15 protein-coding genes are annotated in these 15,536 nt (G+C 31.7%); all 15 read left to right on the forward strand.

Going from position 1 to position 15,536, the window contains the following annotated elements:
- The 15 genes from rsmB to BN6559_RS00560 are packed head-to-tail and all read left to right on the forward strand — an operon-like array spanning position 1 to position 15,452.
- Positions 1-1,341, forward strand: coding sequence for a 16S rRNA (cytosine(967)-C(5))-methyltransferase RsmB (rsmB, locus tag BN6559_RS00490; protein ID WP_110952911.1), 1,341 nt, complete (start codon positions 1-3; stop codon positions 1,339-1,341).
- 8 nt (positions 1,342-1,349) lie between these two features.
- Complete coding sequence (gene rlmN / locus BN6559_RS00495; RefSeq protein WP_110952912.1) at positions 1,350-2,387, forward strand: 23S rRNA (adenine(2503)-C(2))-methyltransferase RlmN; 1,038 nt, start codon at positions 1,350-1,352, stop codon at positions 2,385-2,387.
- An 11-nt stretch (positions 2,388-2,398) separates the two neighbouring features.
- Entirely contained in the window at positions 2,399-3,208 is an 810-nt protein-coding gene (locus BN6559_RS00500; RefSeq protein ID WP_199883649.1) for an FhaA domain-containing protein, read from the forward strand.
- Between the two features lies 1 nt (position 3,209).
- On the forward strand, positions 3,210-3,653 hold the full coding sequence (locus BN6559_RS00505) for an FHA domain-containing protein (RefSeq protein WP_110952914.1): 444 nt from the start codon (positions 3,210-3,212) through the stop codon (positions 3,651-3,653).
- A 5-nt stretch (positions 3,654-3,658) separates the two neighbouring features.
- Positions 3,659-4,372: a Stp1/IreP family PP2C-type Ser/Thr phosphatase gene (locus BN6559_RS00510; protein ID WP_110952915.1), complete on the forward strand. Its 714-nt coding sequence runs from the start codon at positions 3,659-3,661 to the stop codon at positions 4,370-4,372.
- A 1-nt stretch (position 4,373) separates the two neighbouring features.
- A complete protein-coding gene (locus BN6559_RS00515) occupies positions 4,374-5,639 on the forward strand; it encodes an FtsW/RodA/SpoVE family cell cycle protein (RefSeq protein ID WP_110952916.1) in 1,266 nt (421 codons plus the stop codon).
- Positions 5,632-7,044 carry a peptidoglycan D,D-transpeptidase FtsI family protein gene (locus BN6559_RS00520; RefSeq protein ID WP_110952917.1) on the forward strand — a complete coding sequence of 471 codons (1,413 nt, stop codon included), beginning with the start codon at positions 5,632-5,634 and terminating at the stop codon, positions 7,042-7,044. Before BN6559_RS00515 ends, BN6559_RS00520 begins: the two co-directional genes overlap by 8 nt.
- 11 nt (positions 7,045-7,055) lie before the next feature.
- Positions 7,056-8,933 (forward strand): Stk1 family PASTA domain-containing Ser/Thr kinase, encoded by a 1,878-nt coding sequence (gene pknB / locus BN6559_RS00525; protein WP_110952918.1) that lies wholly within the window; start codon positions 7,056-7,058, stop codon positions 8,931-8,933.
- Positions 8,934-8,950: 17 nt separating this feature from the next.
- Positions 8,951-9,826, forward strand: coding sequence for a ribosome small subunit-dependent GTPase A (gene rsgA, locus BN6559_RS00530; RefSeq protein ID WP_110952919.1), 876 nt, complete (start codon positions 8,951-8,953; stop codon positions 9,824-9,826).
- A 2-nt stretch (positions 9,827-9,828) separates the two neighbouring features.
- Positions 9,829-10,479, forward strand: coding sequence for a ribulose-phosphate 3-epimerase (gene rpe, locus BN6559_RS00535; RefSeq protein ID WP_110952920.1), 651 nt, complete (start codon positions 9,829-9,831; stop codon positions 10,477-10,479).
- A 43-nt stretch (positions 10,480-10,522) separates the two neighbouring features.
- The gene (gene queC, locus BN6559_RS00540) at positions 10,523-11,191 is read left to right on the forward strand and encodes a 7-cyano-7-deazaguanine synthase QueC (RefSeq protein ID WP_110952921.1); all 669 of its coding nucleotides are present in this window, start codon (positions 10,523-10,525) and stop codon (positions 11,189-11,191) included.
- 11 nt (positions 11,192-11,202) lie between these two features.
- The gene (folE2, locus tag BN6559_RS00545; protein WP_110952922.1) at positions 11,203-12,012 is read left to right on the forward strand and encodes a GTP cyclohydrolase FolE2; all 810 of its coding nucleotides are present in this window, start codon (positions 11,203-11,205) and stop codon (positions 12,010-12,012) included.
- Between the two features lie 18 nt (positions 12,013-12,030).
- Positions 12,031-12,885, forward strand: coding sequence for a ChbG/HpnK family deacetylase (locus tag BN6559_RS00550; protein ID WP_110952923.1), 855 nt, complete (start codon positions 12,031-12,033; stop codon positions 12,883-12,885).
- Positions 12,878-13,864: a lysylphosphatidylglycerol synthase transmembrane domain-containing protein gene (locus tag BN6559_RS00555; protein ID WP_110952924.1), complete on the forward strand. Its 987-nt coding sequence runs from the start codon at positions 12,878-12,880 to the stop codon at positions 13,862-13,864. Before BN6559_RS00550 ends, BN6559_RS00555 begins: the two co-directional genes overlap by 8 nt.
- 31 nt (positions 13,865-13,895) lie before the next feature.
- Positions 13,896-15,452, forward strand: a complete 1,557-nt coding sequence (locus tag BN6559_RS00560) for an ArnT family glycosyltransferase (RefSeq protein ID WP_110952925.1) — start codon at positions 13,896-13,898, stop codon at positions 15,450-15,452.
- Positions 15,453-15,536: the final 84 nt, after the last annotated feature.

Here is a 15,536-nt window from a genome sequence, read left to right on the forward strand (position 1 = left end):
ATGAATGCAAGACAAATTGCATTAAAAATTATTAATGATGTAAATCATAACGCTGCCTATGCAAATATATCTTTAACACGAGAATTAAGTAAATATACGGTCTCTGAAACTGATAGGCGGTTTATAACTGAATTGGTATATGGAACAATAAAAGCTGGAGCAACTTTAGACTGGATTATAAGTAAATATATTAATCGGTCATTGTCAAAAGTCTCTCCCATCATCTTAGACATATTGCGTATGGGCGTTTATCAAATTTACTTTATGACAAAAGTTCCAGATTCTGCGGCTTGTAATGAATCTGTTAAAATTTCAAAAAAATATGGACATGCTGGGACGATTAAATTTGTAAATGGTGTACTTAGAAATATGATTCGAATGCCTGAAAAAGCAAAATATCCTACACTAGAGCAAAATCCAATTCAAAATTTAGCCTTACAATACTTTCATCCGGAATGGTTGGTCAAAAGATGGATAACCCGATTCGGTATTGAAGAAACAGAGGAGCTTTGTGCGTTTAATAACACAAATGCGCTTTTATCTATGCGTACAAATACATTAAAAGTTACACGTGATGAACTAATGCAAATTTTAATACGCGAAGGTCTTCAAGTGAAGTCTTCGTTGCTGGTTCCAGAAGGAATATTATGTACAAAACATCCGGCAATTCATACCTTAAAATCATTGCAAAATGGTTTATTTCAAATACAAGATGAAAGTTCTATGCTGGTTGCTCATATTTTGGATCCTAAGCCAGGAGAATTTATTATTGATACCTGCAGTGCGCCAGGTGGAAAAACGACGCATATTGCAGCTTTAATGAAAAACAAAGGGAAAATACTAGCAACTGATATATATGAACACAAATTATTGAAAATTGAAGAAAATGCAAAACGATTGGGCATCAATATTATTGAGACCAAATTACTAGATGCAATGAAAATTGGTGAATTATATAAACAAAAAGCTGATCGAGTATTGGTTGATGCACCTTGTTCAGGGCTTGGCGTCTTAAGAAAAAAACCAGATTCTCGGTGGAAAAAAACTGAATATTTATTGCATGAACTACCAATTTTACAAATGCAAATATTAAATAGTGCTGCGGAAGCTGTAAAAATAGGGGGAACTTTAATATATAGCACTTGTACAATTGAAAAAGAAGAAAATCAAGATATTGTTCATCGATTTTTATCTAGCAGAACAGATTTTGAACTGGAAGATTCAAATCTTTTTTTGCCAAATAACTTAGAAATAAAGCAGCCAAATTTGATGATTCAGCTTTGGCCACATATTGATAAAGTAGATGGATTTTTTATTGCCAGAATGAAACGAATTAAGTAGGTGTAAATTTGAAAATAAATATTTTCGGTTTATTTCTTTCCGATCTTATTGAACTATTAAAAGATTTGCATATAGAAAGTTATCGAGCAAAACAGATCGTTGAATGGATGTATAAAAAAAATGTTACGAATTTTTTTGAAATGAAAAATCTTCCTATATCATTAAGAGAAAAACTTGACGAAAATTTCACCATTACAACCGCGCATCTGAAAGATGAGCTAATCTCAAATGATGGAAAAACAATTAAGTTTTTACTGGAATATGAAGATCATATCTTAGTTGAAACAGTTTTAATGAAACACTCTTATGGAAACAGCGTTTGTGTATCAACACAAGCCGGATGTAATATGGGCTGTATTTTTTGTGCTTCAACGTTAAACGGAATGATTCGAAATTTAACCGCAAGTGAGATTTTCGCTCAAGTTTCTTATATCCAGAATTTATTAATGAAAAATAATCAAAAAGTAAATACTATTGTAATAATGGGATCCGGAGAACCACTGTCCAATTATGACAATGTAATTCGGTTTATGCGTTTGTGTCATGAAACTTATAGTTTGAATTTAAGCTATAGAAATATTACAATTTCAACATCTGGGATTGTTCCGATGATAGAAAAATTGATAGAAGAAAAGTTGCCAATTACTTTGTCGATCTCTTTGCACGCATCAAATAATAAACTTCGATCTCAAATCATGCCGATTAATGAAAAATACGATCTTACCTCTGTTATAAATGCGGGTAAAAAATTCGCAGCACAAACGGGACGACGAGTAACTTATGAATATATTTTAATCGATCAACTAAATGATACAAAAGAAAATGCAGTTGAACTAGCTAATTTGGTAAAAGGGCAATTGGCGAATATAAATCTAATTCCTATTAATCCGGTTTTAGAACGTGGATTGAATAGACCTTCATACAATAAAGTAAAAAGTTTCGAGCAAATTTTACTGAGTAAACATATCAATGTAACAATTCGGAGAGAGATGGGAAATGATATACAAGCTGCCTGTGGACAGTTAAGGAATAGACATACAAAATAATAGGAATTATTTTGACTAGTTTTGTTTCAAAGCATATAATGGGAATGTATGTATTGCGAGGTGAAGCCAATATGTTTGTCCGTAACATAGAAAACTTTCTAGAGAAATATATAGAAGGATTTTTCAATCAAAAGTTTTCTAGCAATTTACAAATGATCGAAATCTTTAAACGTTTAGAAAAAGAAATATATTTTAAAAAATATGTTAAAAATGACGAAACATATATTCCGGATGTCTACATGATATATTTATCTGAATCTGATTATCAAATATTATATTCTGAGGAAATGTGTGATGATTTGGTTGCATTCATTATCAAAATGGCACTAGAAAATTCTTATAAAGTATCAAAAACAGTCATTGTTAAATGCCACTTTGATAAAAAATTAAAAAAAGGATGTTTTTATATTGAACCGGAATACAGTAATCATTTCATAGAGGAAAAACAATCTGATAATTCTATGCATACGATTGTTTTTCAACGACAAGATTTACAAGTATCGAAAAATTTAAATTTGGAGTCCAACTATGCCAGTTTAACTGTAATAGATGGTATGGATGAAGATAAGATCAAACTTGATCTTGGCAATAGACGTATAAACATAGGACGTCGTAAAAATAACGAGGTAACACTTACCGATATAAACACCTCTAGATTACATGCATATATTCTACCTGAAGAACCTAAACAGCACATCATTCATGATGCCAATAGTTTAAATGGTCTATTTGTAAATGGTCAACAAATTGATCAATGTATTTTGCGTCATGGTGATAAAATTAAACTTGGAAATACAGTTATACTATATGAGGTGAAATGAAGTGCCGTCTGTAATGACCATTGTTGATGTTTTAAGTATAATATTACAGTATGGATTCATTCTATTTATATACTATTTTATTTATAAAGTAGTATATCTACTTTATAAAGATTTGAATCCTAATAGAATAAAGAATGAAGAAGAAAACTCTTATGCAAAATTAATCTTAATAGATCTTGATGATCCTACAAAAGAAAAACAGATATTTTCTTTTGTAGATATTATAACAATAGGCAGAAACAATGAAAATGATATAATCATAAACGACCAATATGTTTCACACTATCACGCGCAAATAAAAAGAATAGATAGTAATTATATATTGGAAGACTTAGACAGTATTAATCATACATATTTGAATAATGAATCGATAGTAAGAAACGAAGTTTTAAAATCTGGTGATATAATCAAGATTGGTTTAGTCACTTTTAGATTTGAGAGGTGATACGCGTGCTGGCAGTCGCAAAATCAGACATTGGTTTAATTCGGCAAATTAATGAAGATAGTTTTGAATGTATAAATCCCAATTTGTATATTGTTGCTGATGGAATGGGAGGTCACTTAGCTGGTGAAGTTGCTAGCAAAATGGCTGTAAATCATATCAAAAATTTTATTCAAAAGAATATGGATACTTATATAAATCCAGAGGTATTACTTAATGATGCTATCTTAGATGCTAACAAAATTATTTATGAAAAATCTAAAGAACATAAAGAATATGTAGGTATGGGGACTACTGTTAGTATTGTATATTGTGTAGATGATCATTTTTTCTGGGGACATGTTGGAGATAGTCGAATCTATTTATTACGCGAAAATCAATTATCTCAATTAACGAAGGATCACTCACTTGTATGGGGTTTATTTGAAAGCGGATCCATAACAAAAGCAGAAGCACAAATACATCCGCAGCGTAATATACTTACGAGAGCGGTTGGAGTCAATACAGATTTGACTGTAGATACAGGCGTTTATGATTTACGCAAAGATGATCGACTATTATTATGTACAGATGGATTAACTAATATGGTAAGTGAAGAAACTATCAAAAATGCCATTTCTTTAGAACATCGTGATTTAACAAAAAATGTGAATTTTTTGTTAAAAGCTGCTATTAATGCCGGAGGTTCAGATAATATTACACTCATATTATCTGAAGAATAATATGAGTAACTTACGTGAAAATGAACTACAATTACTTATCATTGCCTGTTTTATATTCTTATTTGGAATTAGTATTGTTCAGTTACAAAATTTAAATAATCTTAAATTATTCATTTTAGTGGAAGAACTAGGTTTTATAATAGCTTGTTTTATAATCCAAAAACTTCTTAGAGTATATTTCCCCAATAGTGATCCATTTTTATTTCCATCGGTAATAACCTTGATTAGTATTGGATTAACAATGATTTATCGTTTAAAACCTTTGTTATTTCAGCAACAATTAAAATGGATATTTATTGGTTTATTTATTTTTTCAATATCCGCATTTATTTTCCGTAAAATACATTTAATTTTTCACTACAAATATATTATTGGTTTAATCGGTATTGGTCTATTGCTTTTATCTATTCTTCTAGGAACCGATATTAACGGAAGTCGTAGCTGGATTATTATGGGGCCCATTAGATTTCAGCCTTCTGAATTTGCTAAAATTTTTATTATTATTTTTTTAGCTACATATTTAATAGAAAATAAAGTTGTTTTAGGTCTTAAAAATAATAAGTTTGGGCCTATTGTTTTACCTTCTTTTAGATTTATTGCTCCATTTATTACAATATGGAGTTTAGCAATGTTGATGTTTTTATTACAAAAAGATTTAGGATCAGCTTTATTATTTTTTGGAATTGCTATTTTAATGACCTATATGGCAAATAATAATTTAAGTTATATTTTTATTGCCGGTTCTTTCTTTGTCATTGGCTCTACATTAAGTTACTTCCTTTTTGATCACGTCAAAGTAAGAGTTAATATTTGGAACAATCCTTGGGCTGATCCAAATGGACAGGCATATCAAATCGTACAATCTTTATTTGCCATAACCTCAGGAGGAATTTTAGGAACTGGTATCACTTACGGTCATCCCGAATTTATTCCGGAAGTCCATACAGATTTTATTTTTTCAGCAATTGCAGAAGAATTAGGATTTGTCGGTGCTATATTTATAATCTTACTTTACGTACTCATTATTTATCGAGGTTTTAAAATTTCACTTATGTGTAAAAATGAGATAAATGCACTTATCGCTGCAGGAATATCAGTAAGCATTGCTTTACAAATATTTATAATCATTGCTGGCGTGACAAAATTTTTGCCTTTAACTGGTATTACATTACCTTTTTTAAGCTATGGCGGCAGCTCTATGGTCAGTAGTTTTATTATGGTTGGATTGTTATTTGCTTTATCAGAAAAGAGGAATAACATTGCATAATGATGATGTTAAAAATAACATATTTAAAGTAGCTGTATTTTTATTTTCATGGATTCTCATTTTGATATTTTATATAACATACATACAAATTGTAATGGGAACTGAAATAAGTAATCATCCATTGAATAAACGAAATACTGAATATGCCAGTAACATCCAACGTGGCAATATTATAGCATACGATGGTACTATATTAGCTTATAGTGAAAAAAAACTCGATGGAGGATATATAAGAAAATATCCTTTAAAAGAAATAACTGCACATATTGTAGGATTCGAAAGTGCTAAGCTTGGGAATACAGGAATTGAAGCAGGTTATAATTCATATTTATCCGGGACAGGTGAATTTAATACACATTGGGGTGCCATACAAAAACTTATAAAGAAAGAGCATGGTTATAATATTGTACTTACAATAGATACAAAATTGCAGGAAATTGCTGCTCGTTCATTGGGAGATAGAAATGGGGCAATTATTGTATTAAACCCTAAAAATGGAGCAATTTTAGCAATGGTAAGCAGGCCAGGATTTGATCCTAACTCTATCGACCAATCTTGGGATAAAATCCAAAATGATACATCTGCTGTATTGCTGAATCGAGGAACGCAGGGATTGTATCCACCAGGATCTATTTTTAAGACCGTCATTTTAGAAGCTGCTTTAACAGAAGATAAAAATATAGTAAATGCTACGTTTAATTGCCCAGGTTATTTAAAAATTAGCGATGATTATACATTGTTTGAAGATCATCATGCTGTACATGGTAACTTAAGTTTAAAAGAGGCACTTACAGTGTCCTGTAACACTACATTTGCAACATTAGCATTAAAGCTGGGACCGACTAAACTTGATGCTGCATTTCAACGTTTTGGATTTGGAAAAGCACTTGAGAGTAAGGATTTTACAGAGTCTCAAATAAAACTTCCTCCATTAGGCGAACTTAATAATGGCGATTTAAGTCAAATTGGAATAGGACAGGGACAACTTTTAGTAACACCTTTACGTATGGCATTAGTTACAAGTGCTTTTGCAAATAACGGAACGATTATGCGCCCGCACCTTTTACATGAAATTCGTACAGTTGATGGTGATATAATAAAAGAATTTCATAACGAAAAATGGTTAGAAGTAACAAATAAAGAGACTTCAAATATTATTAGTGAATTTATGGAAAGCGTTGTTCAAAATGGTACCGGAAGCGCAGCCCGAATCCAGAATATAAGGGTTGCTGGAAAAACGGGGACAGCGGAAAATTCTCAGGGTCAATCACATGCTTGGTTTATAGGTTTTGCACCATTAGAATCACCAGAAATTGTTGTTGTTGTTTTAGTGGAAAATAGCGGTAGTGGTGGAAAAGTTGCAGCACCAATTGCAAAAAAAATAATATCAAGTGCATTAAAATAGGAGGTGACTTAATGATAAACAATATTTTAGATGATCGCTATGAGATTATTGAACGTGTCGGTGGAGGTGGAATGGCAGATGTTTATCGCGCACACGATAGACTTTTAGACCGATTTGTAGCCGTAAAAATTCTACATTCTCAATTTGCCAACGACGAAGAATTTATAATAAAATTCAAACGCGAAGCACAAGGTGCTGCTAAACTGTCACATCCTAATATCGTAAATATCTATGACGTTGGACGGGAATTGAATACGCATTATATTATTATGGAATATGTATCAGGAGAAACCCTAAAAGAGAAAATACAACGTGAAGGGGTCTTGAAAGAAGAAGATGCCCTGCATATTGCAGAAGAAATTGCAAAAGCATTAGAACATGCTCATCAAAATAATTTAGTTCATTGTGATATAAAGCCTCACAATATTTTAGTTACTAAAGCGGGCGCGATTAAAGTGACTGATTTTGGCATTGCTCGTGCATCCACAGCAAGCACAATGACCTATAATGGTACCATTATAGGTTCTGTTCATTATTTTTCACCAGAGCAGGCCAAAGGAAGTGCCATTAGCACAAAGTCAGATATTTATTCTTTAGGTGTAGTATTATATGAAATGTTAACCGGTCAATTGCCTTTTACGGGAGAATCACCAATAAGCATAGCCTTAAAACATTTACAGGAAGAACCAACACCAATTCGCAATATGAATACTACAATCACCCCAATGACGGAAGCAGTAGTTGTAAAAGCGATGTCTAAAAATCCTGATGAAAGATTTGAAAATATTAGTGATATGATTGCAGAGTTAAGATATGCTGAAATTTATTTATTGGGAGATAATACTAGGAAAATTAAAGAGGATGAATTTGCTACGCAGATTTTACCGAAAATAACGAAAGAATCCACAAAGTTTTCTAATATAGATCCTCTACAAACAAATAAAGTTGAAAAAAAAGCAATCAAATCTAAAACAATTCTAGCTGCTTTATCTTTACTATTAATTTTAGGATTTTTCTTAGGTGCATTTTTAGCTTATGGAAAATTTTGGACTGGAAATGAGGTTACCGTACCAGGTGTCGTTGGAAAACAAATGGATACTGCAAAGCACATTCTAGAATCTGCAAATCTACGGGTAAATGTTGAAGAAGCATTTGATGCTAAAGTTCCTGCTGGACAAGTAATTTCACAATATCCTGAAGAAGGTTCGATCGTAAAAGAGCAACGAACCATTACGATTTATATAAGTAAGGGTGGAGAAGCTGTTGATGTACCGGATCTAACAGGATTAACTAGGCGCGATGCCGAAATTAAGTTGAAAAATTTAGGTTTGCAACTAGGACGTGTTGATGAACAATATTCCGACCAAGCTTTTGATATTGTCATCAATCAAAACCCAAGGCAGGGGACACAAGTAACCAAAGGCTATACAATTGACATTGTAATTAGTAAAGGTGAAGAAAAACATAAATTAATCCTACCTGATTTTAAAGGAAGTTCTTTAACTTCTATTACAAGTCAATTAGAAAAATTAAAGCTGAAAATTGGAAAGATCACAGAAGTTGAAGATTCTAAAAATTCTTCGGGAACAATTTTGACACAAACTCCTGAAGCTGGTGCAGAAGTTCTTGAGGGAACGACAATAGATTTTGATATTGTAAAGCCAGAATCAAATGGATCAAAGAAAAAGAAATCCGTAGAATTTATTATCCCAGAAGGAGCTTCTAAACAAGCCGTTCAAATCATTCTCACAGACTCTGAAGGACGCAGAGTCGTTTATGAAAGTACACATAAACCTGGTGACAGATTAAGTAAAACAATAGAAGGCTCTGGGCAAATGAAAATTCAAATTTATATTAATGGCAAATTAATCAGAGAACAGAGTAGCTGATATGGAGGAATATATACATGCAGAACGGCGTTGTAATAAAAACATTAAATAGTTACTACTACGTTCAAACAGAGCATGAAGTAATTAGATGTAAAATAAGAGGACGATTTAAAAGAGAAAGATTTCTATTATGCGTAGGTGATCAAGTAACCTATCAATTGCTTGAAGATCATACTGGTATAATTGAATCTATTATGCCGCGTAATACTTTGCTAAAACGTCCATTCGTAGCAAATGTTGATCAAGTCATTGTAACTTTTGCTGCAAAGAATCCCGATATAAATCTTTTGTTGATAGATCGTTTTTTGGTATTAGCCGAACATTCGAATCTAAAAATATTACTCTGTGTTAATAAATGCGATCTTGCTGATGTGAATGAACTTAATTCTTTGATTGATTTATATACTACAATTGGATATGAAGTAATCAAAGTATCTGCACAAAAAAATATTGGGATAGATCTTTTAAAAGAACATCTGCAAAATAAAGTCTCTGTATTTTCAGGGCCATCAGGTGTTGGTAAATCAACTCTACTCAATGTTTTAAATCCTAAATTTCAATTGCTTACAGGCTCTATCAGCAATAAAATCAAACGTGGGAAGCACACAACTCGAGTTGCAGAACTATTTCCTTTATTTGAAAATAGTTTTGTTGTTGATACACCCGGATTTAGCTTTACTGAATTTAAGGATATAGATAAATTTCAATTAAGTCATTATTTTCCCGAATTCAGGGAAATAGATGAAACATGTAAATTCAATACTTGTTTACATGATCATGAGCCTCAATGTGCAATAAAACAGGCCGTAAAAAATAAAAGTATAACAAAACAACGTTATACTTCGTATCTCAGTATCTTAAATGAAATTAAAGATATAAAAAGGGAGTTTTAATCATGATAAAAATATCACCGTCAATTCTTTCTGCAGACTTTGCTAATTTAGGAGACGAAATCAATAAAGTAGTTCACGCTGGAGCGGATATGGTGCACATAGATATTATGGATGGCCATTTTGTTCCAAATTTAACACTTGGCGCACCAGTAGTAGCGGATTTAAGGAAAGTAACCAATACTGTATTTGATGTGCATTTAATGGTTAGTAATCCACAAGATTACGTGATTCCTTTTGCAAAAGCAGGTGCAGACATCTTAACATTTCATGTAGAAGCAGCACCTCATATGCATAGAATTATTCAAACGATTAAAGAAAATAATATGAAGGTTGGAATAGCGTTAAATCCCGGTACATCGTTATCGACCATAGAAGAAATTCTTCCCGATGTTGATATGATCTTATTAATGACAGTAAATCCTGGCTTTGGTGGACAAAAATTTATTTCTAATGTTTTAAATAAGATTGAGAAACTAAGAACAATAATCTGTGATCGTAATTTAACTATTGATATTCAAGTAGATGGTGGTATTAATGAGATCACTGCCAAAGAAGTAATTCAAAAAGGCGCAAATGTTTTAGTTGCAGGTTCAGCAATATACGGTGCAAAAGATGTTGCGCAAATGATTACAAATTTAAAAAATAATAAATGATCATACAAGATGAAGCAATGGAATCGTTTAAGGAGGAATACAAGTGAAAGCTGTCGTTCTACTTTCTGGTGGTTTAGATTCAACAGTATGTATGGCTGTCGCTAAAAGCCGAAATTTTGACATTTACCCAATCAGCTTTAATTATCACCAAAGACATAGTATTGAGCTAAAAAGTGCTGAAAAAATAGCTGAAATTTACAAAGTAAAAAAACATTTAATTATAGAAACTAATCTGGATACAATCGGAGGAAGTGCTTTAACTGATACAAATTTAGATGTTCCAAATGGCGATGTTCATAGAACCGATATTCCAATTACTTATGTTCCTGCTCGGAATTTAATTTTTTTAAGTTATGCTTTAGGATATGCTGAAGTTCTTGGAGCTGAACACATTTTTATTGGCGTAAATGCTTTAGATTATTCAGGCTATCCAGACTGTCGTCCAGAATTTATAAATTTGTTTCAGAACATAGCTGATTATTCGATAAAAGCAGCTGTACAAGACAAAAAGCACATCAACATTGAAACGCCACTCATAAATTTGTCAAAGAAAGATATCGTCTTATTAGGAACAAGCTTAAATGCTCCTTTATATTTAACACATAGTTGTTATAATGGCGGTGAAGAAGCCTGTGGAATTTGTGATAGCTGCCAACTTCGATTAAAAGGTTTTAAAGAAGCTGGAATAAAAGATCCAGTTCAGTATAAGTAGGAGTGACAAATTTGAAAGATGTACAAAATGGTTCGGATGAACGTGGAATTGCAATTCAAAAAGTAGGCATTAAAGAAATATATTTGCCTTTTTATATAGAAACAAAATTCAAATCTGCTCAACCTGTGCTATCTAAAATTAAATTTACAGTTGACTTACCCATGGAATATAAAGGTACACATATGAGTAGATTTGTTGAAATATTAAATGAATGGAATCAAAAATCTTTAAGTATGTATGAAATGGAATGCATTTTAGAGCACGCGTTAAATAAATTGGAAGCATCATCAGCATATCTGAAAATTGATTTTAAGTATTTCATAGATAAAATTGCACCAATTAGTAAAAGAAAGAGCATATTAGATATAGATTGTGCTTATATTGCACAAAAAGATCATCTTGGAAATTTTGAATTCATCTTGGAAGTTAATATTCCATTCACCTCGTTATGTCCTTGCAGCAAAGAAATTTCTAAATATGGTGCACATAATCAGAGAGGGTTAATGCATGCAAAAGTAAAATTAGAGCGTAACAAAATATTGTGGATTGAAGATTTGGTAGAAATCATGGAAAAACAGGCAAGTTGTCCAATTTATCCTTTATTAAAACGAGAAGATGAAAAATTCGTTACTGAAAAAGCCTATGAAAATCCAAAATTTGTTGAAGATATCCTTAGAGATTTAGTGCTTGCATTCAGAAAAATTACTTTCATTAATTGGTTTAGTATTGAATGTGAAAATTTTGAATCAATTCATAATCATAGTGCGTATGCTAGTCATTCAGAATTTGTAAGGCATAGTTCCAGTGAAAACAATTTATAAGTAGACTGGAGTCGTTTGATGAAAAAGTTAATTGTCAATGCCGATGATTTTGGTTTGCACACTTGTGTTAATCAAGCAATTATAAAAGGGCATATGAACGGATGCATAACAAGCGCTTCCATTATGCCGACAGGACCAGCTTTCGAAGATGCTATACATTTGGCTTTAAAAACTCCCAGTTTGGGAGTCGGCGTACATTTAACGTTGGTATCAGAAAAACCATTACTTTCTTGTCAGAAAGTGAATTCCTTAGTAAGCTCAAATGGATATTTTCAAAAAGACCATATGGCTTTTATTCAAAAATTTCTAAGAAAAAATATAGATTTAAAAGAAGTTTATTTGGAACTTTCTGCACAAATAGAGGCCGTTTACCAAACGGGTGTAAAAATAACTCATATTGATAGTCATCAGCATCTACATATATTGCCAGGAATCATTAATATCGTTATTGATTTAGCGAAACAATATGAAATAAAGGCGATAAGAATTCCTGCTGAACCATATTTTTTTACTGGTGGATACAATGCAGATATTAAACGATTCATTAGTAAATGTGGTTTAACCTTTTTATCTAATTTAGCGAGAAATCTAGTAAGAAAAAATCATTTGATGTCCACACAGAATTTTTTTGGTATGTTAGCTGGCGGAAATATGTTTCCAGTTTATTTTTCTAATATAATTGATACACTACCTGAGGGGAGTTCAGAAATTATGATTCATCCAGGAATTAATACCAACGTTTTACAAGAACATTTTGGATGGAATTATCATTGGGAAAGTGAGTTAAATGCAGTTATGGAAAAAAATATTTTAGAGAAAATTTCAAATCGTCATATCCAACTATGTTCATTCGGAGCGTTAGTGAATGAATAAATTTTATAAAAGATTTTTATTTCTGATCGTATTATTAGCTGTAATTTCATGTGGTGTTATTTATTTTACAATAGATATAAATACATTTAATAATTTAACTTCTTTCCAGCCATGGTCTATCATATTGGCAATTATTCTAGTTTCTATTGGTTTGATTCTAGATGGAACCAGATTAATGCACTTAGTTCGAATATCAAATGAACATATTACTTTACAACAAGCAGTACAAGTAGTTTTCGGTAATTATTTCTTAGCTTTATTAACACCTGGCGCAACTGGTGGTGCGGTTGCACAATTAATTTTTTTAAGACATGCTGGAATTCCTACGGGAAAGGCAACTGTCTTTGTTATTGTTAGAACTTTAGTTTCTATATTATTTTTATTACTTTGTCTCCCGATTATTTTTTATTATGATATTCATCTACTACCATGGATCTCTGCAGAATCCTTAATGTATGCTTCTGCTTGCATTGTTATTTTAATTCTTTTGGCAATTTGGGCTTTCAAAACAAACTTTCCCGATTATGTTGTAATAAAAATATCAAAAAAATTTCCTCGTAATCGACGACGTATGATTTTTTCCTTTTATCACGACATAAAGGGCGCTGTCTTGCTATTATCTTCTGCACCATTTAGTATGTTTCGCGTTTTTATTGAATCAGGGCTAAGTCTAATTGCAATATATAGTGTTGTTCCCATTTTATTTTTAGGTATGGGCGCTGAAGCAAATTGGCATATTATTATGGGTAGAATGATTTTTCTTAATATATTATTATATTTTGCACCAACTCCTGGAGGCTCAGGAATTGCCGAAGGTGGATTTGTTCTATTATTTAGCGATTTTCTCCCATCTGGAACTGTTGGAATCGTTGCTGTTGCCTGGAGAATCATCGTAGAATATTTACCTTTTTCAATAGGTTTTTATTACACTGTAAAGGTATTTGGACGGGATTTTTTAAATAAACAGATGAATAAGTAGCTGTTACAAAATGAATATTTGGAGGTATAGAATGTATCGTAGAAATTATGTAGCAATTTGTATTACAGCTGCAATTTCCATTCTTATAATATTTTTCAATCTAGGGGGGTTTTCTTTACTAGATCCAGATGAGCCAGTCTATGCTGAAACGCCAAAAGAAATGATTCTTTATAACAATTTTATTTCTCCTAAAATTTATGGAGAGTATTGGTATGATAAACCTCCTATGTATTATTGGCTGGTATCACTTTCTTATAAAATTTTTGGCATCAATGATTTTGCTGCTAGATTTCCTTCTGCCTTATTCGCCGTTGTGGGCATAGGTGTTATTTTTTATTTTGCACAAAAACTATTTAATAAAAATGTGGGTATGATCAGTGCCTTGGTTTTAGTGACAAGTATTGAGTACTTTTATTTAGGCAAGGCAGCAGTAACGGATATAACATTAAATTTATTTTTGACTTGTTCTTTGCTGAGTTTTATCAGTAAAAAATATTATAGTTATTATATTTTCGCAGGATTGGCTGTGTTAACAAAAGGTCCCATAGGCTTATTTTTTCCGAGTGTTATTGTATTGATTTATTTGATTATAACAAACAATTTAAAAGAATTACGGCAGATGAAAATATTGCCTGGTGTTATTATTTTTTCTATCATTGCATTACCTTGGTATATCATCATGTATAACTTTCATGGCAATGTATTTATAGATACTTTTCTCGGATTTCATAATGTAACACGTTTCACTACACCGGAACATCCTTCTGGTACCCTTTGGTACTTTTATATTCCCGTCCTAATTATTGGATTTTTTCCTTGGATCGCAATATTAATGCAATCTGTCTATAATTCTCTAATAAACTCTAGACAGAAATTTAATGAATTAGCATTTTTAAATACATGGATATTCGTAGTGTTTTTATTTTTTTCATTTGCTCAGACAAAATTGGTATCATATATATTACCCATGTATCCACCAATGGCAATCATTGTAGGTTGGCATATTGACCAGTTATGTAAGAAACATTATAAGAATCGCAGCGCATTCTCTTGGATAGTTTTATCGTGCCTGTTTATCGTTCTGATACTTGTAGGTTCTGTATCTGTGATAGAAGAAATGCCTGAAACTAAGCAGGGCATACTATATTTAAATATACTGCTCATCTTAATGATGGCCTGCATATTGATTTCTACATGGCAAAAAAAATTAGAAAGAGTTTTATGGGTAAATATAGTTGGGATGTGCATCTTTTCTCTCATATTAGTAAAGATGATTATTCCAGCTATTGCACCCCAATTTTCTTCTTTTAATATTGCTCAACAATTTAAACAAGATTATGACAATCATAGTCCAATTTATGTTTCAAAATTTTTGCGTCCCGGATTTTCTTTTTATAGTAACTACTATGGGAATGAATTAATTTTTTCGGATCAGTCTACACCAAATCTAGAGCCAATTCTTCAACAAAACTCGAAGGTCTATTTTATTCTTAGAGATATCGATTATATACGAATTCCAGAAAATATTAGAGATCAATTAACTATTATAAAAACAGCTGATAATAAAATGATATTGGTGACAAAATAATACGAAAACACTATTTACATTGCATAAATAGTGTTTTTTTTTCTTTATGCAGGATTTTGATTTCATACATTGAATACAATATAA

Source organism: Massilibacillus massiliensis (assembly GCF_900086705.1).
GTDB classification, from domain to species: domain Bacteria; phylum Bacillota; class Negativicutes; order FLKF01; family FLKF01; genus Massilibacillus; species Massilibacillus massiliensis.